Origin of the sequence: Actinoplanes xinjiangensis, assembly GCF_003148685.1 — a bacterium.
GTDB lineage: Bacteria > Actinomycetota > Actinomycetes > Mycobacteriales > Micromonosporaceae > Actinoplanes > Actinoplanes xinjiangensis.
This window is the reverse complement of sequence record NZ_QGGR01000043.1, coordinates 21152-46933: the sequence shown is the minus strand read 5'-3', so window position 1 is coordinate 46933 and position 25782 is coordinate 21152. Positions and strand designations below refer to the sequence as shown.

At 71.7% G+C, this 25782-nt stretch carries 28 protein-coding genes; 14 read left to right on the top strand and 14 right to left on the bottom strand.

Features of this window, described 5'->3' with window-relative positions; translation table 11 throughout:
• Window positions 1-79 precede the first annotated feature (79 nt).
• Together BC793_RS45520 and BC793_RS45515 are read left to right on the top strand one after the other, a co-directional pair.
• Window positions 80-1237, top strand: coding sequence for an FAD-dependent monooxygenase (locus BC793_RS45520; RefSeq protein ID WP_109602880.1), 1158 nt, complete (start codon window positions 80-82; stop codon window positions 1235-1237).
• A 10-nt stretch (window positions 1238-1247) separates the two neighbouring features.
• Complete coding sequence (locus BC793_RS45515; RefSeq protein ID WP_109602879.1) at window positions 1248-2747, top strand: hypothetical protein; 1500 nt, start codon at window positions 1248-1250, stop codon at window positions 2745-2747.
• On the opposite strand, the gene BC793_RS45510 is transcribed toward BC793_RS45515, so the two are convergent.
• From BC793_RS45510 to BC793_RS45495, 4 genes are read right to left on the bottom strand one after another with little or no spacing between them, the layout of a single operon-like run.
• Window positions 2704-3504 (bottom strand): IclR family transcriptional regulator, encoded by an 801-nt coding sequence (locus BC793_RS45510; protein WP_109602878.1) that lies wholly within the window; start codon window positions 3502-3504, stop codon window positions 2704-2706. The genes BC793_RS45515 and BC793_RS45510 overlap by 44 nt on opposite strands.
• A gap of 19 nt (window positions 3505-3523) precedes the next feature.
• Window positions 3524-4282, bottom strand: coding sequence for an SDR family oxidoreductase (locus BC793_RS45505; RefSeq protein WP_109602877.1), 759 nt, complete (start codon window positions 4280-4282; stop codon window positions 3524-3526).
• Window positions 4279-5079, bottom strand: a complete 801-nt coding sequence (gene kduI, locus BC793_RS45500) for a 5-dehydro-4-deoxy-D-glucuronate isomerase (protein ID WP_109602876.1) — start codon at window positions 5077-5079, stop codon at window positions 4279-4281. The genes BC793_RS45505 and kduI overlap by 4 nt, the downstream gene beginning before the upstream one ends.
• Before the next feature lie 14 nt (window positions 5080-5093).
• The gene (locus BC793_RS45495; RefSeq protein WP_109602875.1) at window positions 5094-6593 is read right to left on the bottom strand and encodes a sodium:solute symporter family protein; all 1500 of its coding nucleotides are present in this window, start codon (window positions 6591-6593) and stop codon (window positions 5094-5096) included.
• Window positions 6594-6771: 178 nt separating this feature from the next.
• Between BC793_RS45495 and BC793_RS45490 the strand changes: the two genes are divergently transcribed.
• Window positions 6772-6960: a tautomerase family protein gene (locus BC793_RS45490; protein WP_109602874.1), complete on the top strand. Its 189-nt coding sequence runs from the start codon at window positions 6772-6774 to the stop codon at window positions 6958-6960.
• 72 nt (window positions 6961-7032) lie between these two features.
• On the opposite strand, the gene BC793_RS45485 is transcribed toward BC793_RS45490, so the two are convergent.
• Window positions 7033-7806 (bottom strand): class I SAM-dependent methyltransferase, encoded by a 774-nt coding sequence (locus BC793_RS45485; RefSeq protein ID WP_109602873.1) that lies wholly within the window; start codon window positions 7804-7806, stop codon window positions 7033-7035.
• Window positions 7807-7944: 138 nt separating this feature from the next.
• Here BC793_RS45485 and BC793_RS45480 point away from each other — a divergent pair, with 138 nt between their 5' ends.
• Window positions 7945-8730: a polysaccharide lyase family 7 protein gene (locus tag BC793_RS45480; protein ID WP_109602872.1), complete on the top strand. Its 786-nt coding sequence runs from the start codon at window positions 7945-7947 to the stop codon at window positions 8728-8730.
• Here BC793_RS45480 and BC793_RS45475 read toward each other — a convergent pair.
• Together BC793_RS45475 and BC793_RS45470 are read right to left on the bottom strand one after the other, a co-directional pair.
• Window positions 8711-9886: a 4-hydroxybenzoate 3-monooxygenase gene (locus BC793_RS45475; protein ID WP_109602891.1), complete on the bottom strand. Its 1176-nt coding sequence runs from the start codon at window positions 9884-9886 to the stop codon at window positions 8711-8713. The two genes, BC793_RS45480 and BC793_RS45475, sit on opposite strands and share 20 nt — an antisense overlap.
• 131 nt (window positions 9887-10017) lie before the next feature.
• The gene (locus BC793_RS45470) at window positions 10018-10806 is read right to left on the bottom strand and encodes a GNAT family N-acetyltransferase (RefSeq protein ID WP_109602871.1); all 789 of its coding nucleotides are present in this window, start codon (window positions 10804-10806) and stop codon (window positions 10018-10020) included.
• A gap of 138 nt (window positions 10807-10944) precedes the next feature.
• Between BC793_RS45470 and BC793_RS50030 the strand changes: the two genes are divergently transcribed.
• The 3 genes from BC793_RS50030 to BC793_RS45460 all read left to right on the top strand — a co-directional run bounded on the left by BC793_RS50030 (window position 10945) and on the right by BC793_RS45460 (window position 12596).
• Window positions 10945-11118 carry a hypothetical protein gene (locus tag BC793_RS50030; protein ID WP_158319563.1) on the top strand — a complete coding sequence of 58 codons (174 nt, stop codon included), beginning with the start codon at window positions 10945-10947 and terminating at the stop codon, window positions 11116-11118.
• A 135-nt stretch (window positions 11119-11253) separates the two neighbouring features.
• Window positions 11254-12153, top strand: coding sequence for a hypothetical protein (locus tag BC793_RS45465; RefSeq protein ID WP_146246754.1), 900 nt, complete (start codon window positions 11254-11256; stop codon window positions 12151-12153).
• 65 nt (window positions 12154-12218) lie between these two features.
• Entirely contained in the window at window positions 12219-12596 is a 378-nt protein-coding gene (locus BC793_RS45460) for a winged helix-turn-helix transcriptional regulator (RefSeq protein WP_109602869.1), read from the top strand.
• 8 nt (window positions 12597-12604) lie between these two features.
• On the opposite strand, the gene BC793_RS45455 is transcribed toward BC793_RS45460, so the two are convergent.
• Both BC793_RS45455 and BC793_RS50025 read right to left on the bottom strand, forming a co-directional pair.
• Complete coding sequence (locus tag BC793_RS45455; protein ID WP_109602868.1) at window positions 12605-13012, bottom strand: RidA family protein; 408 nt, start codon at window positions 13010-13012, stop codon at window positions 12605-12607.
• An 88-nt stretch (window positions 13013-13100) separates the two neighbouring features.
• Entirely contained in the window at window positions 13101-13646 is a 546-nt protein-coding gene (locus BC793_RS50025; RefSeq protein ID WP_158319562.1) for an NAD(P)H-dependent oxidoreductase, read from the bottom strand.
• Between the two features lie 63 nt (window positions 13647-13709).
• Here BC793_RS50025 and BC793_RS50020 point away from each other — a divergent pair, with 63 nt between their 5' ends.
• Complete coding sequence (locus BC793_RS50020; RefSeq protein ID WP_158319561.1) at window positions 13710-14474, top strand: hypothetical protein; 765 nt, start codon at window positions 13710-13712, stop codon at window positions 14472-14474.
• Window positions 14475-14500: 26 nt separating this feature from the next.
• The gene (locus BC793_RS45445) at window positions 14501-15106 is read left to right on the top strand and encodes a holin (protein WP_158319560.1); all 606 of its coding nucleotides are present in this window, start codon (window positions 14501-14503) and stop codon (window positions 15104-15106) included.
• Here BC793_RS45445 and BC793_RS45440 read toward each other — a convergent pair.
• Together BC793_RS45440 and BC793_RS45435 are read right to left on the bottom strand one after the other, a co-directional pair.
• The gene (locus BC793_RS45440; RefSeq protein ID WP_109602865.1) at window positions 15029-16195 is read right to left on the bottom strand and encodes a 4-hydroxybenzoate 3-monooxygenase; all 1167 of its coding nucleotides are present in this window, start codon (window positions 16193-16195) and stop codon (window positions 15029-15031) included. The two genes, BC793_RS45445 and BC793_RS45440, sit on opposite strands and share 78 nt — an antisense overlap.
• Window positions 16196-16235: 40 nt before the next feature.
• Window positions 16236-16982, bottom strand: coding sequence for an IclR family transcriptional regulator (locus tag BC793_RS45435; RefSeq protein ID WP_109602864.1), 747 nt, complete (start codon window positions 16980-16982; stop codon window positions 16236-16238).
• A gap of 75 nt (window positions 16983-17057) precedes the next feature.
• Between BC793_RS45435 and pcaH the strand changes: the two genes are divergently transcribed.
• From pcaH to pcaDC, 4 genes are all read left to right on the top strand, one after another.
• Complete coding sequence (gene pcaH, locus BC793_RS45430; protein WP_109602863.1) at window positions 17058-17816, top strand: protocatechuate 3,4-dioxygenase subunit beta; 759 nt, start codon at window positions 17058-17060, stop codon at window positions 17814-17816.
• A complete protein-coding gene (pcaG, locus tag BC793_RS45425) occupies window positions 17813-18376 on the top strand; it encodes a protocatechuate 3,4-dioxygenase subunit alpha (RefSeq protein WP_109602862.1) in 564 nt (187 codons plus the stop codon). Before pcaH ends, pcaG begins: the two co-directional genes overlap by 4 nt.
• Window positions 18377-18523: 147 nt before the next feature.
• On the top strand, window positions 18524-19732 hold the full coding sequence (locus BC793_RS45420; protein WP_109602861.1) for a lyase family protein: 1209 nt from the start codon (window positions 18524-18526) through the stop codon (window positions 19730-19732).
• A 382-nt stretch (window positions 19733-20114) separates the two neighbouring features.
• Entirely contained in the window at window positions 20115-21239 is a 1125-nt protein-coding gene (pcaDC, locus tag BC793_RS45415) for a bifunctional 3-oxoadipate enol-lactonase/4-carboxymuconolactone decarboxylase PcaDC (protein ID WP_109602860.1), read from the top strand.
• A 209-nt stretch (window positions 21240-21448) separates the two neighbouring features.
• Here the strand turns inward: pcaDC and BC793_RS45410 are convergent, their stop codons facing one another.
• On the bottom strand, window positions 21449-21994 hold the full coding sequence (locus tag BC793_RS45410) for a hypothetical protein (RefSeq protein WP_109602859.1): 546 nt from the start codon (window positions 21992-21994) through the stop codon (window positions 21449-21451).
• A 582-nt stretch (window positions 21995-22576) separates the two neighbouring features.
• On the bottom strand, window positions 22577-23671 hold the full coding sequence (locus tag BC793_RS45405) for a lytic polysaccharide monooxygenase auxiliary activity family 9 protein (RefSeq protein ID WP_109602858.1): 1095 nt from the start codon (window positions 23669-23671) through the stop codon (window positions 22577-22579).
• Between the two features lie 195 nt (window positions 23672-23866).
• On the opposite strand from BC793_RS45405, the gene BC793_RS45400 reads away from it, so the two are divergent.
• Window positions 23867-24445, top strand: a complete 579-nt coding sequence (locus tag BC793_RS45400) for a DUF2087 domain-containing protein (protein ID WP_109602857.1) — start codon at window positions 23867-23869, stop codon at window positions 24443-24445.
• Between the two features lie 131 nt (window positions 24446-24576).
• Here BC793_RS45400 and BC793_RS45395 read toward each other — a convergent pair whose 3' ends face one another.
• On the bottom strand, window positions 24577-25761 hold the full coding sequence (locus tag BC793_RS45395) for an MFS transporter (protein WP_109602856.1): 1185 nt from the start codon (window positions 25759-25761) through the stop codon (window positions 24577-24579).
• Window positions 25762-25782: the final 21 nt, after the last annotated feature.

Sequence of the window (25782 nt, the reverse complement as noted above, 5' to 3'; positions counted from 1 at the left end):
CTCTGGCTGCACAACGCACGTCGGGAACAGGTGTAACGGTGCCCGGCGGCCGACCGGGGAGTGCGCCTACAGTCACGGCATGGGTGAGCGGGTCGCGGCGATCATCGGGGGCGGCATCGGCGGGCTGGCGGCCGCGGTCGCGCTGCGCCGTACCGGCTGGCGCGTCACCGTTCACGAGCGGGCCCCCGCCTTCACCGAGGTCGGCGCCGGTATCTCGCTGTGGCCCAACGCGCTGCACGCCCTCGACCGGCTCGGACTGCTCGGCGAGGTGCTGAGCCGGGCCGAGAAGGAGACCGCCGGGGGAGCGAAGGACCGGCGCGGCCGCTGGCTGACCCGGGTCACCTCGGACCAGCTGGAACGCCGGTTCGGCCACCCGGTCGTCGTCCTGCATCGGGGGCGGCTGCTGGAGGCACTGCTCACCGCCCTGCCGGAGGACGTGCTCCGCCCCGGCACGACGGTGACCGACCTGCCGGAGGCCGATCTGGTCGTCGCCGCCGACGGTCTGCGCAGTACCGTCCGGTCCTGGTTGTGGCCCGGCGTGCATCCGCGGTACGCGGGGCACACCGCCTGGCGCATGGTGGCCCGGCCGGCGTCGCCACCGCGCGAGGGCGCGGTGCTGTGGGGCCGCGGCGAACGCTTCGGATATGCCCCGATGCCCGGCGGCACCGTCTACTGCTTCGGGACCGCGACCGTCCCAGAATGCGCCGCGACCGTCCCAGAAGGCGCCGCGACCGTCCCAAAAGGCGCCGCGACTGTCCCGGAAGGCGCCGCGACCGTCCGGGCCGCCGTTGAATACGCCGAGGTGCTGCGCCGTTTCCGGAACTGGCCGGATCCGGTCCCCGCGCTGCTCGACGCAGTCGATCCGGGCGCGGTGCTGCGCCACGACCTCTACGACCTGCCCCCGCTGCCGTCCTTCGTGCGGGGTACGACGGTCCTGCTCGGTGACGCCGCGCACGCCATGACACCGAGTCTCGGCCAGGGCGGATGCCAGGCGCTGGAGGACGCCGTGGTGCTCGCCGACTGCCTGGCCGCCTCCGGGACCACGGCCGGCCTGGCCCGCTACGACGCGCTGCGCCGCCCCCGCACGCAGGCGATCGTCACCCGCTCCGCCCGGCTCAACACGATCGGCCAGATCGCCTGGCCACCCGCCGCCGCGGCCCGTGATCTGCTGGTCCGGCTCGTGCCGGCCGAGGTCGTGCTCCGGGGCATGACATCCGTGATCGGCTTCCGCGTGTGATCATGTCCGCGTGCCGGACTGGACGTACCACCCGCTGCGGCGGATCACCGCCCGCCTGCTGGGCCGGCAGCGCTCCGAACGGGCCGCGCTGCGCCTGCTGGCGACCCTGACCTCGCGCCGGGCCGGGGCCCGGGCGGTGGCGGCGGTGTTCGCCCACCCGGCGACGCCGCCCGGTCTGGCCAGCCGGCTGGGCGCCACGGTACCGGTCCGGCACGCCCGCGACGCCGTGCGTGCCCTGCCCGTCCAGGGTGCCGGGGTGATCGAGATCGGTCCGGTGACCATGGCGGACGTCCCGGCCGTACGGGCGGCCGCGGCGGACCGCAGATGCCCGGTATGGGCCCGGACCGCCGATCCGGACGTGGCCGCCGCCCTCGAACCGGACGTCGACCGGGTGGTCACCTCGGAAGCCGGCATCGTCCGTCTCACCGACCCGGCCGTCGAGGCGGCGCAGCGGGCCCTGGCCGGCCGGGACACCGTCGTCCTGGCCACGCCGGGCGTCCTGGTCGCCGCCGGACCGGGCTGGTTCCAGCGCGTCATCGAGGCGTGCACACCGGTCCGCCCCGCGCCCGGTCTGCGGGACGCCGGCCGCGATCCGCGCCGCTGGCCGGCCTGGCTCTGGGGCCTGCTGGTCGGGGTGGGGATGATCGGCGCCGGTACGGGTGCCGCGCTGATCACGCTCGGGCCGGTGCTGCTCTGGTACGACAACGACTACCTGGGTATGCGGCGTGAGCAGCTGGCCGCCCTCAACGAGCGGCTGGTGCCGTTCCTCCAGCACGACCGGATCACCATGGCCGGCACGATGATCGCCATCGGCATCCTGTACACGGGACTCGCCTGGGGCGGCCTCCGGCAGGGCCGGCCGTGGGCGCGTACGGCATACCTGCTCTCCGGCGCGGTCGGCTTCCCCAGCATCCTGTACTTCCTGGGTACGGGCGGTTTCGTCGAGCCGCTGCACGCCGCGGTGACCGTCGTGCTGGCCCCGATGTTCGTGCTCGCGGTGGCCCGGCCCCCGGAGCCGCCACGGTGGTCGCCGGTGCCGGACGGCCCCGAGCCGGAGCGCCGCCGGGCCCTGACCGGTCAGCTCCTCATGATCGTCACGGGTGCCGGTCTGCTGATCGGTGGTGTGGTCGTGTCGGTGGTCGGCCTGACCGACGTGTTCGTCACCACCGACCTGGGCTTCCTGCGCACCCCGGCCGGCCCGCTGCTGGAGGCCAATCCCCGCCTGCTGCCGTTCGTCGCCCACGACCGGGCCGGGTTCGGTGGTGCCCTGATCTCGGCGGCGCTGGCCGTCACGACGCTCAGCATGTGGGGCTGGCGGCGCGGCAGCCGCTGGGTGTGGTGGACGCTGGCCGGGTCCGCCGCGGCGGGCTTCCTGCCCGCGGTGGCGGTGCACATGGTGATCGGCTACACCGACGTGGTGCACCTGGCGCCGGTCTACGTCGGGATCACGCTTTCCGGTGTGGCGCTCATGCTGTCCCGCCGTTACCTGTGTGCAGGGCCGTCGGTGTGACGGTGGTGGGGGCCGCCGCGCCGAGGGCGGCCGACACCTCGTGGGCCGCGGCGATCACCTCGGCCGCCCGGGTCTCCAGGCCGGCCATGTCCATGTCGAGCGCCAGCGTGGAGATGGAGATGCCGCCGAGCACCTGGCCGGTGTGGTCGAAGACGGCGGCGCCCACGCAGCGGATGCCCGGTTCGTTCTCCTCGTCGTCGACCGCGTAGCCGACCGCGCGGACCCGGGCCAGGTGGGTCAGCAGGTCCTCCTCGCTGGTCAGCGTGTTGGGCGTGCGCTGCGGCAGCCCGGTGCGGCGACAGATGGCCTGCACCTCGGCGTCACTGAGCTCGGCCAGGATGGCCTTGCCGATGGCCGTCGTGTGCAGGGTGAGACTCATGCCGACGCGGGACGGCATCTGGTACGGCCTACGGCCCTCCTGCTTGTCGACATACACCGCCTCGTCGACGCTGCGGATCGCGAAGTGGGTGGTGAACCCGGTGGTCTCGCGGAGGGCACGCAGCGCGCCGGACGCCTGCCGGGCCGGGTCGAACCGGTGCATGACCCGGCCGGCCAGGGTGAGGATCCGCGGGCCCGGCTCGTAGCTGCCCAGACCGTCGGGGCGGGCGAAGCCCCAGGTGACCAGAGCCTGGAGGATGCGGTGCACGGTCGACTTGGAGACGCCGGTCGTCGCGGCGATGTCGGTGACGCGGTGGTGCTCGGCGAGCGCCTCGAGCACCGCCAGCGTCTTGTCGATGGAACTGCCTTCCCTGACCACCGGTTCAGCCTACTGGCCGTTATCGGGCGAGCCAGCCGCCGTCGACGGCCAGTACGTGGCCGTTGACGTAGTCGGCGGCGGGGGAGGCGAGGAAGACGACGGCACCGGCCACGTCGTCCGGCCGTCCCCAGCGCCCGGCCGGGATGCGGGACCGGATCTCCGGCTCCCGGACCGGGTCGGCGCGCAGCGCGGCGGTGTTGCCGGTGGCGATGTATCCCGGGGCGACCGCGTTGACCTGCACCCCGCCGGCGGCCCATTCGCAGGCCAGCGCCTTGGTCAGCCCGGCGATGCCGTGTTTGGCGGCGGTGTAGCCGGGCACGTGCACGCCGCCCTGGAAGGACAGCATCGACGCCACCGAGATGATCTTCCCGTGGCCGCGGGCCAGCATCCGCACCCCGATCGTGCGGCTGAGCTGGAACACCGCGTCCAGGTCGACGCCGAGGACCGCGCGCCAGTCGCCGAACGTGTGCTCGGCGGCCGGCGCGCGCCGGATGATCCCCGCGTTGTTGACCAGCACGTCCACCTCGGGCAGACCGGCCGCGGCGGCCGGGATCGCCGCGGTGTCGGCCAGGTCGCAGACCCACCGGGAGACGTCGCCACCGGCCTTGCGGACCTCCTTCTCGACCTCGTCGAGGTCGTCGGTGCGGCCGTGCAGCACCAGGTCGGCGCCGGCGTGCGCCAGCGCCACCGCGACGGCCCGCCCGATGCCGCTGCGTGAGCCGGTCACCAGGGCGGTCCGTCCCCGCAGCGAGAAGATCGAGGCGGCGGGTACGGTCACCGCAGCTCGCCGATCGACACCGGCTCCATGTCGTCGTACGCCTGGTTCTCCCCGCCCATCGCCCACACGAACGCGTAACTGCGGGTGCCGAATCCACAGTGCACCGACCAGTACGGCGAGATCACCGCCTGCTCGGGTGCCACGATCAGGTTGCGGGTGGCGTCCGGCCGGCCCATCAGGTGCACCACCCGGTCGGTCTCCGGCAGGTCGAAGTAGAAGTACACCTCGGTGCGCCGCTCATGGGTGTGGCAGGGCATCGTGTTCCACATGCTGCCCGGTTCGAGGACCGTGACACCGAGGACCAGCTGGCAGCTCTGGATGCCCTTGAGGTGGATGAACTTGTAGATCGTCCGGTCGTTGGAGCCGTCGGCGGATCCGAGCCGGACCGGCTCGGCGTCGTCGAGGGTGGCCCTGACCGTGGGATGGCTGGTGTGCGCGGGCGTCGAGACCAGGTAGAACCGGCCGTCGAAGTGCACCTGCCGGGCGCCGCGCCCGACGTAGAGCACCTCCTTGGCGGCCAGTTCGTGCCGGGTGCCGTCGACGGTGACGGCACCCGGCCCCCCGATGTTGACCACACCCAGCTCCCGGCGCTCCAGGAAGAACTCCGAACGCAGCTGCTCCGGACAGGGCAGATCGGCGGCTCCGGCCACGCCACCGACCACGATCCGGTCCTCGTGGGAGTACGTCAGCCGTACCTCTCCCGGCCGGAAGAGGTCTTCCACCAGGAACCGTTCGCGCAACCGTCCGGTGTCCATGCTCGCGACCTGGTCCGGTGCCGTAGCGGGTCGGGTTTCCATCAGGGCTCCTTGGATCAGCTGAGGGTGACCGGTTTGGGCTCGGCCACCGGGTCGGATTCGAGGGAGTCGATCAGCGTGTCGCGCTCGGCGGTGCGCTCCGGCTTGAGCAGGCCGATCGCCACGTACAGCACCAGGGACGTGACCAGCGGGACGCCGACCACCATGGTCTGGCTGGTCTCCTCCAGTACCCACTTCACCAGCACCCAGACGCTGAGGCCGGCCGCCCAGGAGACGATCGCCGCGGTCGGGCCGCTGCGCCGGAACCAGGGCAGCAGCCCCAGCATCAGCGGGATCGAGATCGGGCCCATGGTCGCGGCGACCAGGTCCACCACGATCTTGAGGACCACGCCCTGTCCCTCGGTGCTGATCGCGATGACCATGCTGATCACCACGAACGTGAACGTGGTGACCCGGGCGAAGGTCAGCTCGGCCCGTTCGCTGAGGTTGCGCACTGCCCGGACCAGCACCGGTGCGATGTCCCGGGTGACCACCGACGAGATCACGTTGGCGTCCGAGGACACCATCGCCATCGTGTGCGAGAAGAACCCGGCGAGCACCAGGCCGATCACACCGGGCGGCAGCAGGATCTTGGCCAGTTCGACGTACGCCTGCTCGGCGTTGGCCAGGCCGGGCACGATCAGCGGCGCCGCGAACATCGGCAGGAAGAGGATCAGCGGCCAGACCAGCCACAGTCCGCTGGACAGCAGGGCGGACCGTTTCGCCGCCGAGCCGGACGGCGCGGCCATGTAGCGCTGCGCCAGGTTCCACATACCGCCGTTGTACTCGAACGTCTTGATGAAGAGCAGGGCCAGGAAGAACGTCGTGGTGTACGGCCCGCTGAACGGGTCGCCGCGTCCCGCCGGCAGGTCGTCCCACATGGTCCACAGTGCCGAGACCCCGCCGAGGTGCGCCAGGAACGCGATGAACATGGCGACGCCGGCGAAGCCCTGGATGACGAACTGGCCGAAGTCGGTGAGCACGTCCGCCCAGAGTCCACCGAGGGTGATGTAGGCGAGCGTGACGACGCCGGTGATCAGGATGCCCCAGATGATCGGCACGCCGGCGAACCCGCGCAGCAGGATCGAGATGGCCACCCACTTGGCCGCGATGTCGACGACCTTGAGCAGGGCGCCGCTGTAGGCGAGGGCCTGCTGGGTGGGGATGTTGTAGCGGCGGGCCAGGTATTCCAGCGGGGACGCCACCCCGTGCTTGGAGCGCAGCCGGTTCCATCGGGCGGCGAAGACGAACGCGCCGATGCCGACGCCGATGCCGATCGTGAGGGCCCACCAGATGTACATGGCCAGGCCGTAGTTGTAGGCGACGGCTGCGAAGGCCACGAACATGACCGCGCTGTAGCCGGACATGTGATGCGAGATGCCGGCCAGCCACCAGGGGATCCGGCCCCGTGCGGTGAAGAAGTCGGCGACGTTGTGGACGCGGCTCTTGGCCCACAGGCCGATGCCGACCATCACCAGGAAGTATCCGCCGAGTATTGCCCAGTCGAGCGCGGTCACGTGAGCTCCCCTCCGGTGCATGACACGCGTTACAGGGATGTTTCGTGGAGAGGATGTTCTGCTACACGGAACGGCTTGTCAATACATGGAACACAATCAGCGCAGTCTATGAATGAACCCTTGACGCCGTTCCATGTACCGGGACAATGTTCCTGTCTACGGAAAACAGGGAGGGTCCATGCCCAACATCACCGTTGAACTGCTGTCCGGTCGCACGCTCGACCAGCGGCGGGAGTTCGCCGAGGCGGTCACGGCGGCCGCGGTCGACATCCTCAAGGCCCGGCGGGCCTCGGTGCGCATCCGCTTCGACGAGATCGAGCGCGAGGACGTCGCCAACGGCGGGACGCTGGAGTCCGATCGCACCTGAGGCGGGGCGGGTGCGGCGCCGGCGATGCCCTGTCGTCGGCCGGTGCCGGGCCGTCCCCGGTGGCCGGTGCCGTCAGCCCCGGCCGCGAACGGCCCACGCCGCCGCGGTCAGGGTGATGGAGCCGTCCGGGCCGGCCGGCAGGCGGCTGCGCAGCAGTTCGCGCAACGCCGTCCGCTGCGTCCCGGTGCGGGTGGCGAGGTAGGCCGGAGCCGGCCCCTGCCCGCCCAGGAACGGTCGCCAATAGTCGTCGAAGTCGCTGAACACGGTCGCGATCTCGATCCGCCGGGTGGTCACGTCCCGGAGGCCGGCCCCCGTCCACCAGGCGGCGAGTACGTCGTCGCGGCAGAAGCCGAACCGGAGGCCCTCGTCGAGCGTGGCCGCGGCCGGGTCGAGTTCGGTGGCCGCCGCCCAGAACTCCCGCAGCATCGACATGCCGCCCGCGTAGTCCCAGACGTACGCGGCGACCGCCCCACCCGGTGTCACGACCCGGGCGAACTCGCGGGCCGCCGCCTCGGGCCGTCCCACGAAGTTCAGCGTGAGGCCGGAGACCACCGCCGGGAAGGTGCGGCTCCGCAGCGGCAGGGCCGTGGCGTCACCGGCGCAGACCCGCGCCGGGCCGGCGGCCGCGGTCCGGGCGGCGGTGAGAAAGCCCAGTGACCGATCGACGCACGCCACCCGCAGTGGGGCTGCTCCGGCCGTGATCGCCGAGGTCAGGGCGCCGGTTCCGGCGCCGGCGTCGAGCCATGTCAGGCCGGGCGGCAGGTCCAGCCAGGCCACGAAATCGGCGGCCACGTGACGACTCCAGCGGCCCACGTAGGCCTCATAGGCGGTTCCCGACTCCCACATCGACGCCACCGTAGTCCGAAACGGCTCGTTAAGGAGATTTAAGGATTCCGGAACCGGGAGATTCTTGAACGTCGATCGTTAAACTGGTTGTCTGTTAACCGTCTTACCGATTCCCCCAACGGTGACGAGGTCATCCCCATGCAACGACGTACCGTGCTCGCCCTCTCCCTGTCCACCGCCGCCGCCGGTGCCCTCGGCGCCCTCGGCGTCGGCAGCGCCTCCGCCGCGGCGCTCGACCCGAGCCTGCCGCCGGGCGGCAACTTCGACCTCTCGGTCTGGTCGTTGCAGCTGCCCACCGGCTCGCCGGGCAGCCCCGACACCATCTCCCCGGCCCGGCTCAAGGGCGCCGGCGGCTACACGAACCCGACCTTCTTCTGGACCGATAAGAACGACGGATCGATGACGTTCTGGGCGCCGGAGAAGGGCGTCACCACACCGAACTCGAAGTACGCCCGGTCCGAACTGCGCGAGATGAACCCCAACGGCAGCGCCGCGAACTGGACGCTGGCCGGCAACCACACGCTCAGCGCCCAGCTGCGGATCGTCTCGGTGACCAAGAACGTCGCCGTCGGGCAGGTCAAGCTCGGCACCGGTGGCACGTCGACCAAGCCGCTCGCCGAGCTCTACTACCGGCCGAACGGCGACATCTTCCTCGGCACCCAGAACTCACCGGACGCCAGCGGCCAGACCCTGCACAAGGTCGGCTCCGTGGCGCTCGGCGTGAAATGGACCTACGTCATCAACGTCAACGGCAGCCGGATCAACCTCACGATCAACGGTACGAGGACCTCGTACACGATCCCGTCGGCGTTCAACCCGTACCGCCAGTACTTCAAGGCCGGCTCCTACAACCAGTCGTCGTCGGAGAGCACCGCCAACGGCGCGAAGGTCAAGTTCTACAGCCTCACGGTGAAGCACGACTGACCTCGGTACCGGCCATCAGATCGGCGAAGGCGGCGGCGGCCGGCGGCGACCGGAACAGCCGGTCCAGGCGGGCCAGGGCCAGCCTGCGCCGGAACGGGCCGGCCGCCGAGTCGTCGCCGGCGTCGTGCACCATCTCCGTATACCACCGGGAGAACTCCTGGTAGTCCCAGGTCCGCCGCAGGCAGGTGGCCGAGTACTCGCCGAGCCCGTCGCCGTCGATGATCGCCCGGGCCAGCACGTAGGCGTCGGCGATCGCCAGGTTCATGCCCTTGGCGCCCATCGGCGTGATGATGTGCGCGGCGTCGCCGACCAGGAACATCCGGCCGTACGACATCGGCTCGGCCACGAAACTGCGCATCTCCACCACCTCGCGGCCGGTGATCGCGCCGGCCGGCAGGCTCTCGTCACCGAGGCGCAGCCGCAACTCGCTCCACGTGTCCTCGTCCGGCCACTGCCGCGGATCGTCGCCCGGCCGGTACTGGAGGTAGAAGCGGCTGGCCCGTGGTCCCCGGGCGAACTGGGCGGCGAACCCGTGCCGGCTGACCGCCATCAGCGGGTAGCGCGGGGCGGGGGAGTCGGCGAGCACCGTGTACCACCCGATGCCGTGGTCGAAGGAGTAGGTGGTCAGCTCCCCCTCCGGGATGCTGCGCCTGCTCACCCCGTGAAAACCGTCGCACCCGGCCACGTAGTCGCAGCTCAGCTCGTGCTCACCACCGTCGGCGTCCAGGTAGGTGAGGCGGGGCCGGTCGCCGCCGAGGTCGTGCGGGGTCACGTCGAGCGCCCCGAACCGCAGGTCACCGCCGCCGTCGAGGAAGGTGCCGATCAGGCGCTGGACCAGCATCTGCTGCGGCACCAGGCGGCTGGGGCGGCCACCGGCCAGCGCCGGAACGTCGAGCAGGCGGGACACCCCGTCGGTGCGGATCTCCAGCAGCGTCTCGACCGGCCCACCGGCGGCCACCGGCCCGTCGAGGCCGAACTCGGCGAAGATCTCCCCGGCGCGATGGTCGATGACCCCGGCCCGTTGACGGCCCTCGACGTACGCCCGGTCGCGCATCTCCAGCACCACGCAGCTCACGCCGCGCCGCTGGAGGAAGTTGGCCAGCGACATCCCGGCGGGCCCCGCCCCGATGATCACGACCGTGGTGTCCGCCGGCATCCTGACCTCCTGGTCCATACGGGAGGGGTCACGGCCCCACCCGAGCCCGTCCACTGAGGATCCTAGGCGCCGATGCCGGCGGATCGATCGGCAGCGACCCGGCTCCTCAGCGTCGACCGGCTGGCCGGGTGTCAACCGATAGTGAGCAGGGGCAGCGCGTCGGCCCGGCGGCACTCGGCGAGCAGCCGCCCCAGTTCCCCGTCGTCGTCGCGGACCGGGCCGCCCTCCTGCCGGGCGAAGTAGCGCGTCAGGAAGTCCTCGACGATCGCGCTCCGGATCAGGTCCGGGGCCGGGCTCACCGCCGGGTCCGCCTCGACCACCAGGAGCAGCAGGTTCGACAGGCGTCCCGCGCCCGGCGCCAGCTCCGGCATCAGATACGGCAGCGGCAGGCGGCGCGCACCGAACCCGGCATACAACCGCAACCGCGCATCCCCATCGCCGTAGTCGTCCCCGTCCGCCGAGTCGCCGTCCCCGCCCGTCGCGTAGCCGTCGTCGCCCGCCGAGTCGCCGCCGCCCGCCGTGTCCCCGTCCCCGCCCGCCGAGTCGTCCGGGAAGGCCGGGTCTCCGGCCTCGGCGAAGACCACGTGCGGCCGCAGCTCCGCCCGCCATCGCGGCGTGGCGCCGGCGACCAGCCGATGGCCGATGCCCTGACCGCGCAGATCGGGCCGGACGGCGAAGTAGCAGAGCAGTGCGGCCCGGATGTCGGCGAACCACTCCAGGAACAGCGCGCCCACCGGCTCCCCGTCCGGCGTCACCGCGATCGCCCCGCGCAGCTCGTCGGCGGCCAGCACCCGCCGCAACCTCTCCACGGGTTCCCGCTCGGCGGTCACGAAACTCGGCGCGATCACCGTGTCGTACAGCCTGGTCAGGGTGTTGATGTCCGATTCGCCGTCGAGAAACCGGATCGAGACCTCGTCCACGATGGGTCGCCTCCCCGTCAGCCCGGCCCCCGCCGAAGATCGACTCTACAGTGGACCGGCAAGCCGGGGTGTGCGGCCTTGTCTGATTTCTGAGGTCGGCTTGAGGCTGCGCAGAGACGGCGGGCCCATCCTTCCGGCATGACTTCTTCGCAGCTTCGTGTCGCCGTCCGTACCGCTCCCGGCCCGCGCACCGGGGAGGTGGCCGACGCGGGCATCAAGGATGTGTGGGAGCCCCTTCTCCAGTTGCTCAACGGCTCCCCGGCGGCACCGGCGGCGGGCGCGCGGAGGGCACTGAGCCGGCCGGCCAGGTGAACGCGCGCGGGTACCGCCTCCGCCGTACACGAGCGTCCGGCTTTCGGGTGAACAGCGTGATGCCGTGTCGGTGATCCGGGACGATTCTGGAGCCGTCCGGATAAAACGGACGAACTGAGAATCGGAGGCCGGCGAATGCCTGTCAACCCCATGAGTGCCGTCATCGACCGGGCGGTGTCCGTCGGCGTACACGAGGATGCTCTGCCGTCGAGCACCCGGGAACGCTATCCGGCCGCACGGATCGGCCGCGGGTTCATCCCGCCGCTGCCGCCGGGCGGCGATCCGCGGAAGGTGTTCGACCGCATCCGTGAACTGGCCCGCCCCTGGAGGGACGGCGGTGTCTACGTCTCCTACAAGCCGGCGCCCCGCGAGGTGGCGGCGGGCCGGTGGGCGGCCGTCCACCGGGAGATCGGCGCCTGGCTGAAGGAACACCCGTGGGCCGGGATCATCGTGCATCACGAGCCGGAGGGCGGGGAGCACCGCCTCGACGGTGAGACCTTCCGGGCCCTCTTCGACAGGTCCCGCAACGAGATCAAGACGGGCTGGCCGGGTGCGCGCGTGGCGTACTGCGCGATGGCCTACCAGTGGCGCCCGGGCGGCCGGGCCGCGCAGGACCCGGGCCCCTGGCGGCGGGTCGTCGCCGACGAGTACCTGTGCGACGTCTACTCCGGAATGAACGAGAACAACGGCGCGTTCCCGGCCCACCTGATCCTGCCGGAGCACCCCGGGTTCATGGGCTGGTTCACGGCGATCGTGCGGCCCCGCCTGGCCGCCGGCGCGGCGGTGACCTACGGGCTCGGCGAGCGCGGCTTCATGGGTGACGACGGGCTGCGTGCGGCCACCATCCGCCGCGAGTCGGCCTGGCTGGCGACGGTCTTCGACCGCTACGCGACCGGCCGGAAGCCGCTCGATCTCCCGCCGAGTGTCTACCTGGCCTGGTCCAGCGTGGGCCGGGAGGACGAGAAGGGCTGGCTCCTCACCGACGACTCCGCCGTGGCCATGCGGGAACTGACCGACGACTTCGCCAGGCACTGACCCGGGGCGTACGCCCACCGGCTCACTCTCTTGCGGTTACCGGGGAACTGCTGGAGAGTGGGCCGGTGGGCACCCGGCAGGAGATCAGCGAGCTACCACCCGACGCCGACCTGGCCCGGGCTGATTCCCTGGCCCGGGAGATCTTCGCGGAGATAGCCAACAAGTGGGCCCTGCTGATCATCGAGTTCGTCGGTCAGCGGACCATGCGTTTCGGCGAGCTGCGGGACGCGATCGGCGGCATCAGCCACAAGATGCTCACCCAGAACCTGCGCATGCTGGAACACAACGGGCTGATCACCCGCACCGTCCACGCGACGGTCCCGCCCCGCGTCGAGTACACCCTGACCGAGGCCGGCCAGGCACTGCGTACGGTGGTGGACGGCATGTGCGACTGGACCCAGCGCTTCCTGCCCCACATCGAAGCCGCCCGGCGCGACGGCTGACCGTCCGGTCAATCCAGGACCGCGGTCACCTCGACCTCCACCAGATGCTCGGGAACGTCCAGCGCGACGATCCCGAACAGCGACGCGGGCGGCGCGGCGGTGAACCCCAGTCGTGCCGCCGCCCGGCCCATGCCCTCGACCAGCGCGCCCATCTTCTCCGGCCGCCAGTCGACGACGTGCACCGTCAGTTTCACCACGTCGTCGAACCCGGCCCCGACCCCGGCCAGCGCCGCGGCCACGTTGACGTAGCACTGTTCGACCTGCGCGGCCAGATCCCCCTCCCCGACGAGCCGGCCGTCGGCATCCCAGGCGACCTGCCCGGCGACGTGCACCAGCCGCGACCCGGTGGCGACCGACACCTGGTGGTAGACGTCGACGACCGGCAGGCCGGGCGGATTCACGAGTGTCACAGCCATGGTGTTTCCCTTTCCTCTGGTTCCTCGGTAACCGTAAGAGACCGGCGTTGGCCAGGGAAGAAGGCACTTTTTCGAAACCCGGTCACCTTCAGGTAACCGCCTGGACGGACCGGCCGAGGGCGGCGGCCCGTTCCAGGTGGGCGGCCCGGTCGGGTCCGCCGAGCACGACGAACTCGGCGGACTCCGCCCGGGCGCCGATCCGGTCGTCGATCATCACGGCACGCATGGCCTGGTAGTGCCCGGCGGCCTGTAACTCCTCGACGCGGTACCCGGCGGTGCACAGCACGATCGCGCGCTTCGCCGGTCGTACCGTCATCGGTTGGTATGCCCATCCGACGGTCCACACCCGGTCGAACCATCCCTTGAGGATCGCCGGGCAGTCCGCCCACCACACCGGGTAGACGAACGCCCACACGTCCGCCGCGGCGAGGCGGTCCTGTTCCGCCGCCACGTCGGCGGGCACCGGGTCGGCGGCCGTCCGCGCGTACTCTGCAGCGCTCATCACCGCCGGGAAGCCGGCCTGATAAAGGTCCGACAGGGTGTACGCCGAGAGCCCGCCCAGAAACGCGTCGAGCACCTCACGGGTGAAACCGTCCGGCGACGGATGGGCGTACACGACATGGACCCGGCTCACCGCCCGATCCTCGCATCTTCGGCCGCGGCCGGTGATGATGCATTCACCCATCGAGGAGGTGCGATGAGATCGGTCATGCGCAGGCTCGACGAGATCGCCGTGGTCCTGAAGGAGCGGGGGGACACGATCGCGCTGCTCGGCCTGGGGTCGTGCGGTGCCCAGCCGGCCCGTCTGGACGACCATTCCGACCTGGACTTCTATGTGATCGTCGAGGACGGGGCGGCCTGGCGCTACCTGGACCGGACGGACTGGCTGGAGGCGCCCGGCCCGGTGACGTACCTCTTCACCCATCAGCGGGGCGGCCGCCGGGCCCTGTACGCCGACGGGGTCTTCGTCGAGTACCGGGTGCTGACCGTCGCCGACCTGGCCCGGACGCCGTTCGCCGGTGCGCGGGTGGTGTGGCGCCGGCCGGGTGCGCCCGCCGGCCTGGCGACCTCGGGTGCCCCGGTTCCGCGGCCACCGTTCGACACCGAGGAGTACCACCTGAACGACGCCCTGGTCAGTCTCTACATCGGGCTGCACCGGGAACTGCGCGGCGAGCACCTGGCCGCGTCCCGGCTGATCCAGCACCGTGCCGTCGACGCGGTGATCGCCCTGTTGCGCCTGGGTGGTGGCGAACCGCCGTACCGCGACGCCTTCGAACCGGCCCGGCGCATCGAGCGCGCCCATCCGGTGGAGGTGCTGCCGCTCGCCGCGATGGTTCCCGGCTACACCGGGAACGTGGCGGCGGTCAGGTTCACTCTCGGATGGCTGGAGAGGCGTTACACCGTGCCGGCCGGGATCGGTGACGCGCTGCGCGAACTGGTCCGTTCGGTCGATGTCCGATGATCTCCGAAGCGAGGAATGTCGATGCCATGGCTGAGGTCGTTCCGAAGTGGCGTGCCGTCGTCCTGGACTTCGTCGAGCGGGCCGGCTGGTCGGCCGGTCAGGTGTTCGCGGCGACGCTGCTGGCCGGTGGGGTCGGTGCGGTCATCGACCTGCCGTGGTCGTATTCGCTGACCCTGGCGGCCAGTGCCTTCGTCTCGTCGCTGCTCCTGACCGCCGTGCAGTACCTGTCGAAGCTGACGAACCTGGCGTTCTGGCCGGACCTGATCACCCGGCTGGCCAAGACGTTCCTGGCGTCGCTGTCCGGCTCGATGGTGGCCGGCGTCTTCGACATCACCACGTTCGACTGGGAGAGCGCCCTCAACGTGGCCTTCCTGGCGACCGTGGCGTCGCTGGGCAAGGGGCTGCTGGCGCGGGAGCCGGCCGCACCGAACGGGCAGGTCCCGCCCGGCGCCAGCCCGTCCACGCTGCCGATGGGCACCTATCGCGAGGCCGTCGACCACGCTCCTGCGCCGCCGACGATCGAGGCGACCAACCCGCCGGACGGGCCGGTGACCTCAGTAGCCGATGGGCAGCCCGGCGTAGTTCTCGGCGAGCCCGGTGGCGCCCGCCCGGCTGCCGGCGACCCACCGTAGCTGCGACAGCTGCAACTCGGCGTCGAACTCCTCGCCCGAGGTGTGCAGCATCGTCGTCATCCACCAGGAGAAGTGCGTGCACCGCCAGACCCGCCGCTGCGCGTCGTCGGAGTACGCGTCGGCGTACCTCTGATCCGCGTCCTTGAACTTGGCGATCAGCGCCTTGCCGAGCAGTGCCACGTCGGCGATCGCCAGGTTGAGGCCCTTGGCGCCGGTCGGCGGGACGATGTGCGCGGCGTCGCCGGCCAGGTACAGGTTGCCGTGCCGCATCGGCGTCTGCACGTAACTGCGCATCGGCAGCACACTCTTGTCGGTGATCGGGCCCGGGTTGAGTTTCCAGCCGTTCTGCCCGTGCCCGAGCCGCGTCGACAACTCGTCCCAGATCCGGTCGTCGGACCACGACTGCGGGTCGGTGCCGTTGGGGACCTGGAGGTAGAGGCGGCTGACGCTCTCCGAGCGCATCGAGTGCAGCGCGAAACCGTTCGGGTGCCAGGCGTAGATCAGCTCGTCGGTGGAGGGCGCCACGTCGGCGAGGATCCCGAACCAGGAGTACGGGTAGATCTTCTCGTGGACCCGGGCGGCGGGCACGGCGGCGCGGCTGGGACCGAACGAGCCGTCACAGCCCGCGATGACGGCGGCGTCCAGTCGCCGGGGGTTGCCCGAGACGTCGGTGAAGGTGACGTAGGGCCGGTCCTCCAGGGAGTGCAGGGCCACGTCGGACACCTCGTAGTGGATCTCCTGGTCGTCGGCACGACGGGCCGCGATGAGGTCCTTCTGCACCTCGGTCTGCCCGTAGACCCACACACTGCGCCCGGTCAGGTCGACGAAGTCCAGGTGGTGCCGCTCACCGGGCCACTGGAGGTAGATGCCCCGGTGCTCGTCGCCCTCGGCCCGGATGCGGGCGCCGAGCCCGGCCGCCTCCAGCAGTTCGACGCTGGAGTGCTCCAGGATGCCGGCCCGGATGCGGGCCCCGACGTACTCCTCCGAGCGGGTCTCCAGAACGACGGACTCGACCCCGCCCTGCGCGAGAAGGTGGGAGAGAAGCAGGCCGGCGGGGCCGGCGCCGATGATGGCGACCTGGGTACGCATGCCCCCAGCGTCGTGTCCCGCACCGCCGGGACACAAGACCCTATTTCCACTGAACGGAAGTCCCGGCCAGGGTCCGGCTGATCCCGTGCGCCGCGACCTGCAGTGCCGACACGAGCCGGGGGAGCTGCCGGCGCAGGTCGGGCACCACCATCCCGAGAGCCGCCACCACGACGTCGCCGTTGCGCACCGGGACCGCCACCGAGCACGCGCCCAGGCTCATCTCCTCCCCGGTGGTGGCGTAGCCCTCGGCCCGGACCCGGCGCAGCTGCTCCAGCAGGCGGGCCGGCTGGGTCACCGTGTACGCGGTGACCCTGGTGAGGTTGGCGAGCACCTCCAGGCGGACCTCCTCGGGGGCGTACGCGAGCAGCACCTTGCCCACCCCGGTGGCGTGCATCGGCAGCCGTGAACCGACCCGGCTGACCACCGGCACCGACACGTGCCCGGCCAGCCGTTCCACGTACAGCACCTCCAGCCCGTCCCGGACCGCCAGATGGACCGTGGCCAGCGTCGTCCCGTACAAATCGTGCAAAAATGGGGAAGCGGCCTGGCGCAGGCCGCTCTGCACCGGGGCGAGCAGGCCCAGTTGCCAGATCCGGCGGCCGATCACGTACTCCCCGGTCGGCTCGCGGGCCAGCGCGCCCCACCGGTGCAGCTCGCCGACCAGCCGGTGCGCGGTGGCCAGCGGAAGGCCGGCGCGGCGGGCCAGATCGGTCAGCGAGAGACTCCGGTGCTCGCCGTCGAACGCGCCCAGGATGTCCAGCGCACGAGAGGTGACCGTGGCGCCCACTTCCCACCCCTTCCGTTCAGTGGAAGAACTTTATCGCCGATGGCCGCCCGACCGCCTAGCGTCCGGAGCGTGAACATGGAGTCGTCACAAGCTGACATCAACCGGGAGATCGAGGTCGCGGCCCAGCAGCCGGGCGGTCCGCAGCCGAAGACCGACTACGCCCCGTACCGCAGCAGCATCCTGCGGCACCCCAAGCAGCCGGCTCACCTGGTGGACCCGGAGTCGGTCGAGCTGTGGGCACCGGTCTTCGGTCACCGTGACGTCGCCGACGACGAGGCCGACCTGACCATCCAGCACGCCGGCACCCCGATCGGCGAGCGGATCGTGGTCACCGGGCGGGTCCTCGACGGCGACGGCCGCCCGGTCGCCGGCCAGCTCGTCGAGGTGTGGCAGGCCAACGCCGCCGGCCGCTACCGGCACCAGCGTGACCAGCATCCGGCGCCGCACGACCCCAACTTCACCGGCGTCGGCCGGATGCTCACCGGCCCGGACGGCACCTACCGCTTCCAGACGATCAAGCCGGGGCCGTACCCGTGGCGCAACCACGTCAACGCGTGGCGGCCCGCCCACATCCACTTCTCCCTCTTCGGCTCCGACTTCACCCAGCGCCTGATCACCCAGATGTACTTCCCCGGCGACCCGCTCTTCGCGCTGGACCCGATCTACCAGTCGATCACCGACCCGAAGGCACGGGAACTGCTGATCGCCCAGTACGACCACGACGTGACCACCCCCGAGTGGAGCACCGGCTACCGGTGGGACGTCGTACTCACCGGCACCCACCGCACCCCGCTCGAATCCGACGTCTCCAGCGATCTCGAGGAAGAAGCATGAGCGCCGTCCCCGGCCAGACCGTCGGCCCGTTCTTCCACCTGGGCCTGGAATACGACGGCATGAACGAACTGGTCCCGCCGAGCCACCCGAAGGCGGTCCGCCTGCACGGCCACGTCTACGACGGCAACGGTGCCCCGGTGCCCGACGCCGTCATCGAGATCTGGCAGGCCGACCCGCAGGGCCACATCCCGCGCCGGCCCGGCTCGCTGCGCCGCGACGGCTGGACCTTCACCGGGTGGGGCCGCGCCGCCACCGACCCGGACGGCCACTACCAGTTCGCCACCCTCGAACCGGGCCCCACCGAAGCCGGCCGGGCCCCGTTCTTCGCCGTCACCGTCTTCGCCCGCGGCCTGCTCGACCGCCTCTTCACGCGCGCCTACCTCCCCGGCGATCCGTCCGCACTGGACGCGGACACCCTGCTCAGCGGGGTCGACCCGGCCCGCCGCGGCACGCTGATCACCACCCGGGAGCCGGCCGGCCTGGTCTTCGACATCCATCTCCAGGGCGAGGGCGAGACGGTCTTCCTCACCTACCCCCGCCTCCGCGACGCATGGTCCTGACCGACCCCACCGCCGCGGCCCCCGACGTCCACGGCCGGCCGCCGGCGCCCGGCCATTGCGGTTCGCGGTCGCTGCCCGGCACGTTCTCCGCCCGGCCGTTGCGGTTCGCGGTCGCTGTCGGGCACGTCGACGACCCTGGGGTACGCCATGAGTGATCTGCTGTGGCCGGGAGACGACCGCGCCGGTGACGTGTTCACCGACGCGGCCGTTCTCACGGCGATGGTGCGCGCCGAAGCCGCCTGGCTGGACGCGCTGGTCCGGCACGACGTCGCCCCGGCCGGGGCCCGCGACGACCTGACCGGGCTGATCGGCGCCGACGACGTGCCCGCGGTCGCGGCCGGCGCCGAAGCCGGCGGGAACCCGCTCATCCCGTTGCTCAAGCTGCTCCGCGACCGGCTCCAGGCCCGCAACCCGGTCGCCGCGCAGTGGCTGCACAAGGGCCTGACCAGCCAGGACGTCATCGACACCGGTCTGGTCCTGTGCCTGCGCGACGCCGCCGCCCGGATCCGCGACGACCTGGCCGCCCAGACCGCCGCGCTGGTCCGGCTCGCCGACGGGCACCGGGAGACGCCGATGCCCGGCCGGACCCTGACGCAGTACGCCGTACCGATCACCTTCGGTCTCAAAGCGGCAACGTGGCTCACCGGAACCCTGGACGCGCGGGATCGCCTCGCCGCGGCCGCCGCCCTGCCGGCGCAGATCGGGGGCGCCGCCGGCAGCCTCGCCGCGCCGGTCGCCCTGGCCGGCTCGCCGATCGTGGTCCACGACCTGATCGAGACCGCCGCGGCGACCCTCGGCCTGCCGGTCCGCGATCCGTGGCACACCGCCCGCGCCCCGCTCACCGGCTTCGCCGACGCCCTGGTGACCTGCACCGACGCGTGGGGCCGGATCGCCAACGACGTCCTCGTCGGTGCTCGCCCGGAGATCCACGAGCTGTCCGAGGGCCCGGTCGCCGGCCGGGGCGGCTCGTCCGCGATGCCGAACAAACAGAACCCGGTCCTGTCCATCCTGATCCGCCGGGCCGCCCTGGCCGCGCCGTTCCTGGCCGCGACCGTCCACGCCGGTGCGGCCGCCGCCGTCGACGAACGCCCCGACGGCGGCTGGCACGTCGAATGGTCCACGCTGCGCACCCTGGCCCGCCGCACCGTGACGGCCGGCAGCCAGACCGCCGAGCTGCTGGCCGGCCTCCAGGTGGAGACGGCGTGGATGACCGCGAACCTGGCCGCCGCCCGGCCCGGCATCGACGCCGAGCAGCGCTCGATCACTCCCGGCGCCGCCTCCGGCGACCCCTACCCGGGCGCCACCGACCGGATCATCGACGCGGCCCTGGCCCGAGCCGCCGAAACGCCGCCATGACCAGCTGGTCCTCACCGCTGTCTCAGCAGCCCGGAGGCAGCGGTGCAAGCCAGCCGGCTCGTCCCGGCTGGTCCTCACCGCTGTCTCAGCGGCCCGGAGACAGCGGTGAGAACCAGCCGGTTCGGTCGGGCTGGTCGTCACCGCTGTCTCAGCAGCCCGGAGGCAGCGGTGGGAGCCAGCCGGTTCGGTCGGGCTGGTCGTCACCGCTGTCTCAGCAGCCCGGAGGCAGCGGTGGGAGCCAGCCGGTTCGGTCGGGCTGGTCGTCACCGCTGTCTCAGCGGCCTCGAGGCAGCGGTGGGAGCCAGCCGGGACGGTGCGGCTGGGCGTCCGTGCCGGGCCGGCCTGCGAGGGCGGGGAGCGTACCCATGGGGAAGGAACCGAAATGCTGACCGCGACCACCTTCACCGAAGCGCCCGGAAGGCCGCTGCTGCTGCTCGGGCCCTCCCTCGGCACCAGCGCCGAGAGCCTGTGGGCGGCGTGCGCCGGCCGGCTGTACGGCCGCTACCACGTGGTCGGCTGGGATCTGCCCGGCCACGGCGCCGCCGCGCCCGCGACCGGGCCGTTCACGATCGCCGACCTGGCCCGGGAGGTGCTGGCGCTCGCCGACCGGATCCGGCCGGGGGAGAGCTTCTGCTACGCAGGCGACTCGATCGGCGGCGCGGTCGGCCTGCAACTGCTGCTGGACGCACCGGACCGGGTCGGCGCCGCCGCGCTGCTGTGCACCGGCGCGCGGATCGGCGAGCCGGCGATGTGGCACGACCGCGCGAAACTGGTCCGGGCGGAGGGCACCGAGGCGGTGGTGGCCGGTTCCCGGGAGCGCTGGTTCGCACCCGGTCCCGCACCGGCGGCGGCGGAACAACTGGTCGCCGCGTTGCGGGCGGCCGACGCGGAGAGCTACGCGCGGACCTGTGAGGCGCTCGCCGAGTTCGACGTGCGGGACCGGCTGCCGGAGATCGCCGCCCCGGTCCTGGCGGTCGCCGGCGGCCACGACCGGCCCACCCCGCCGGACAGCCTCCGGACGATCGCCGACGGTGTGCTGCACGGCCGCCTGGTGGTCCTCGACGGTGTCGCGCACCTGGCCCCGGCCGAGAATCCGGAGGTCGTCGCGTTCCTGCTGGACCAGCACTTCGACGAGTCGCGGTCGGCCGGCATCGCGGTGCGCCGGGAGGTGCTCGGCCCGGCGCACGTGGACCGGGCCACCGCCGGAACCACCGCGTTCACCCGCGACTTCCAGGACATGATCACCCGGTACGCCTGGGCCGAGATCTGGACCCGTCCCGGCCTGGCCCGCCGCGACCGCTCCCTGATCACCCTCACCGCCCTGATCGCTCTCGGTCATCACGAGGAACTGGCGATGCACGTACGGGCGGCCCGCACCAACGGACTGTCCGACGACGAGATCAAGGAGCTGATCCTCCAGACCGCGATCTACTGTGGCGTCCCGGCGGCCAACACCGCTTTCCGGGTCGCCCAGAAGGTCCTTGCCGACCTGGACGCCGGAGCCTGAGACGACGGTGGGCGGTGCTCAACGGCGCGCCCCGCCCACCGTTCTGCGGCACGATGATCGGTAGAGACCTTTCAGAGTCGCAGGCGGTCCGGTCACCCTTCTTCCACCGATGTCGTACGGCCAGTAGGACGAACCGTGAGCCACAACGCGACGCGGGCGACCGCTCCCGACCGTCCGCCGACCGCCGGGCTGATGCGATGGTCGCGGTCTCAGTCCCGGACCCTGGTACGGCGGGCGTAGGAACGCGTGGCCACGGCCAGTGCCACGACCCAGACTGTGAACTGGACGATCCCGTAGACACCGGTCCACGGGTTGAAGATCGTGTCCGGGGAGCCCCACTGGACGACGGTCAGCACCACCGCGAGCGCCGTGTAGCCGCCCAGCGCGCCGACCAGCGCATAGCCGGGAACGATGAGCAGCATCCGGGGTACGCGGCGGCCGGCCCAGGGCGTCCAGCGGGGGAACTCCAGTCCCCACGGGCGGATCAGCGCGTAGGCGTACACGGCCGGCAGGACGGCGAGCGCCATCAGCGTCCACAGATAGAGCCCGCCGCCGTCCGCGTGCCAGACCCGGAAACGTTCGGCCTCCGCGAACAGGGGGATCCCCGCCGCCCATACGGCGTGCAGCGGCATGAATCCGACCGTGGCGGCGAGCGCGGCGATCCGCCCGGCGGTCACCGCACGCCGGGGCGGTGGCGGGATCTCGGGTCTTCTGATGGCCACGACGGTGTTCCTCATCTCCCCGTGCATGCTCATGGACGCATTCTCACGGAACCCGCCGGTCCCGCGCCGTCCCGGAATCCGCCGGCCGATTCACACCGTCAATCGAGACCGCCCGGACGAGCGGCGATCCCGGACAAGCGGCGTGCCCGGACGAGCGACGATCCCGGACGACCGACGGACCCGGACGAGCGACGGGCCCGGACAAGCGGCGGGCCCAGACAAGCGACGGACCCGGACGAGCGACGGGCCCGGACGAGCGACGGGCCCGGACAAGCGACGATGCGGGGCCCGGCCAGAGCGACGGGCCCGGACGAGCGACGGGCCCGGACGGGATGTCACGTTCGGGGGTGGACATGGCGGGGCAGCGGCACCGGCCCGGACACAGCCGGGGATCGGTGCCGCTGCCTGCGCGCTCAGCCTCGGCGGGGACCGGGGCTGTGGGTTTCGGGGAGTGAGGTGGGGCTGCCTCGTTCCCCGGTGGAGAGGCACTGCGTGGACGGAGCCGTACCACGCGGGGGTTGTCTGCCTCCGTTCTGCGGTGGGGGACAGCGTGGGAACTTGGGAGCGCTCCCACTTAATCGCACTGTAACAAAAATGAACCGGGGAGGGGAGATGTCAGATACTGGCGGCGCAGGTGACCGTCGGGGTGGCCGCGGTGCCCGAGCCGAGGAAGCCGAACGTCGTACCGGCTCCGGCCGCCAGGCTGCCGTTGTACGACACGTTGGTCGCCTGGACGGTGTTGCCGCTCGTGGTCAGGGTGGCGTTCCAGGCCTGGGCGACCGGTGCCGTGCCGGGGTAGGTGAGGGTCACCGTCCAGCTCTTGATCGCGGCGCTGCCCGCGGTCACCTTGATCTCGCCCTGGTATCCACCGGACCACTGTGACGTCACCGCGTGGGTGGCGGCGCAGGAGCCGGTGACCGGCGGGGTGGACGTCGACGGCGAGACCGAGGTGGACGGCGACGGCGAGGACGGGTTCGAGGGGGAGGGGGAGGAGGGGTTCGACGGCGACGGCGAGCCGGTGCCGCCGAAGGTCACGTCACTGCAGAAGTAGTACGACTGGTCCGAGTGGCTGGCCTGCCAGATCGTGTAGACCATGGCCCGCCCGGATCGTCCGGACACGTTCGCCGGGATGTCGATCTGCACGCCGTTGGACAGCTGGCGGGTCCACTGTGCGGCGGGCGTGTTCGGCACCGTCTTGACGAGTTCCAGGTCCGACCACTTCAGCGCGGTCGTGACCGGGTTGAAGCCGGGCCTGCTCACGTAGACCCGGATGTAGTCGGCGCCGTGCCGCGCACCGTCGAACAGCGAGACGGTGAACGAGTTGCCGATCGACGTGGCCTTCCAGTCGCCGGGCACGTCCATGGCGTTGTAGCGGCCGCTCTCGGTGTGCCCGCCGCTGCACAGCTGGCCGTCGGGGATGGCGGTCTCGTGCCGGCCGGCCACACCTTCGCGGTACAGGCCGTTCCAGTTCCACATGGCGTTCGGGTCGGCCTGCCAGGCCTGCCAGCACATCGGGTCCTCGGTCGCCATCGCCGGGTCCTGGAACCGGGACCCCCAGCGTTCGAAGCAGCCGTAGTTGCGGGAGGCGGGACTGACGACGTTGCCGTGGGCGGCCGCCGGGCCGCTGTGCACGACGAGGACGGCCATCGACGCGGCGAGGGCCGCGACCACGGCGGAGATCAAGAACTTGACGCGTACGGGTTTGAGCATCTGAACTCGGCACTCCTGAGCTCGGGACCGTCGACGTGAACGGCCCGCCTGCGGGGGATGTGCGCGGAAGCTGCCCAGGCTTGCGCGCGCCGCGTGGCTCCGGCGGCAGTGCTGGCCACAGCCTGGACCATCGATCGAGTTAAGTCAATGTGAAAATCGGGTGCTCGCAACGGTGCCCGTGCCTACGGTGAGGGGATGTCCGTTGAAGCCGCGCACGCCGCCGGCCTGTTGATGCTGCTGTCCCACCCGGTCCGGTTGCGGGCCTTCGCCGAGCTCGCCCGGCACGGTAAGGAGGGTGCCAGCATCTTCGAGATGACCATCCACCTGGACCTGCCGAGAGCCGAGGTCGGCGAGTTGCTCGGCCGGCTCGTCGGGGCGGGGGTGGCCACCGGCACCGGCGACGGGACCTACCGGGCCCGCGACGGGGTGCTGCGCGAAGCCGCCCAGGCTCTCGACCGGGCCCAGCCGGTCGCCCCGCTCCTGAAGGAGTATCCGCAGCTCAAGTCGTACTTCTCGCACGGCCGCCTGACGAGCCTGCCGCCGACGCTCAGTGAGCGGGCCCAGCAGATGGCGGAGCTGTTCGCCCGGTTCATCGCCGTCGAGGGCGTGCTCACTGAGGCCGAGGTCAACGACCGCATCGCCGGCGCCGCCGACGACGTGGCCGCGGTCCGCCGGATGCTCGTCGAGTCCGGCTGGCTGGAACGCGACCGCGCCGGCACCTCCTACGGTTCCGGCCGGGTCCTGCCCGCCGCGACCTCGCTGACCGCCGCCTAGCCGGGGCCGGCACCGGGGGCGGGGTGACCGCCTCTGCCGGCGGCGGGGCGTGTGGCCGTACCCGGAAGGCATGCGGCCCGGAACCGCGGAGAGCGGAACCGGACCGCATGCCTTCGATGTGAAGCCGCCGGTCAGTCGTGGGTGACGTTGAGCGGGCCCGCGTCGCGGGGGACGATCCTGAGGGTCGCCACGGCGAGGATCGCCGCGAGGATGCCGAGGACGCCGAGCGCCGGGCGGAGGCCGCCGAAGGCCCCGGCCAGGCCGGTGATCAGAATCGGTGACAGGAACTGGCCGACGAAGAGGGTGCCGGTCCAGAGGCCGGTGCCGCGGCCGCGTTCGGCGAACGACAGGCCGTTGGTGGCCCAGGTGAGCAGGACCGGGAGCAGCAGGCCGGTGCCGGCGCCGGTGAGGACGGCACCGACGGTGATCACCGGGACCGAGCCGTTCGACCAGATGACCAGGAAACCGGCGGCGGCGAGGCCGAATGCGACCGGCAGGAGCTGGCGCGGGGTACGGCCGGAGAGCTTGGCGAAGGAGCCGGCGGCGATCGCGGTGGCCAGGGACATCAGGGCGCTGAGGGCACCGATGGTGGCGGTCGCGGTGACGCCCGCCTCGTCGAGGACGAACGACAGTTCGACGATCAGCGCGTAGAAGGCGATCCCGCCGGCGAGCGTGACCAGGCACGGCGTCCGCAGCCGGCGCCACGGGACCGGCGGCAGCGGGCCCTTCCCACCGGAGGCCGCGGGCTGCCAGATCAACAGCGCCATGGGTACGGCCAGGACGGCCGCCACCAGGTAGAGCCAGAACGGGGTACGCCACCCGGACGAGCCGAGTGCCCCGCCGAGACCGAGGAAGACCGTCGCCGAGACGGAGGCGAGCAACGTCTGCAGGCCGAGGTAGCGGCTGCGCCGCGGCCCGGACCAGTAGTCGGCGATCAGCGTCGTGCAGCACGTCATGATCGCGGCTTCGCAGAGTCCGACCAGGACCCGGCTGCCGATGATCGACCCGAGCGTGTCGAGGTACAGCGGCGCGGTGCCGAAGACGGTGTACCCGACCATCGCGATGATCAGGACCCGTTTGCGGTCGATCCGGTCGGCGATGAATCCGGCGAACGGCGCGGTCAGGCCGATGATCAGGGCCGGGACGGTGAGCACGATCGGCACCAGCACGTCGGCGCCCGGTACGCCGGCGAAGTGATCGGTCATCTGGGGCAGTACGGGCGCGATGAGGACGGCGCCGAGGACGGACAGACAGCTTCCGGCGAGCAGCAGGACGAGCTGCGGTAGGCCGGCTCGTCGCTCCAGAACAGCGGGCATGGAAGGCCCTTCATGAGAATG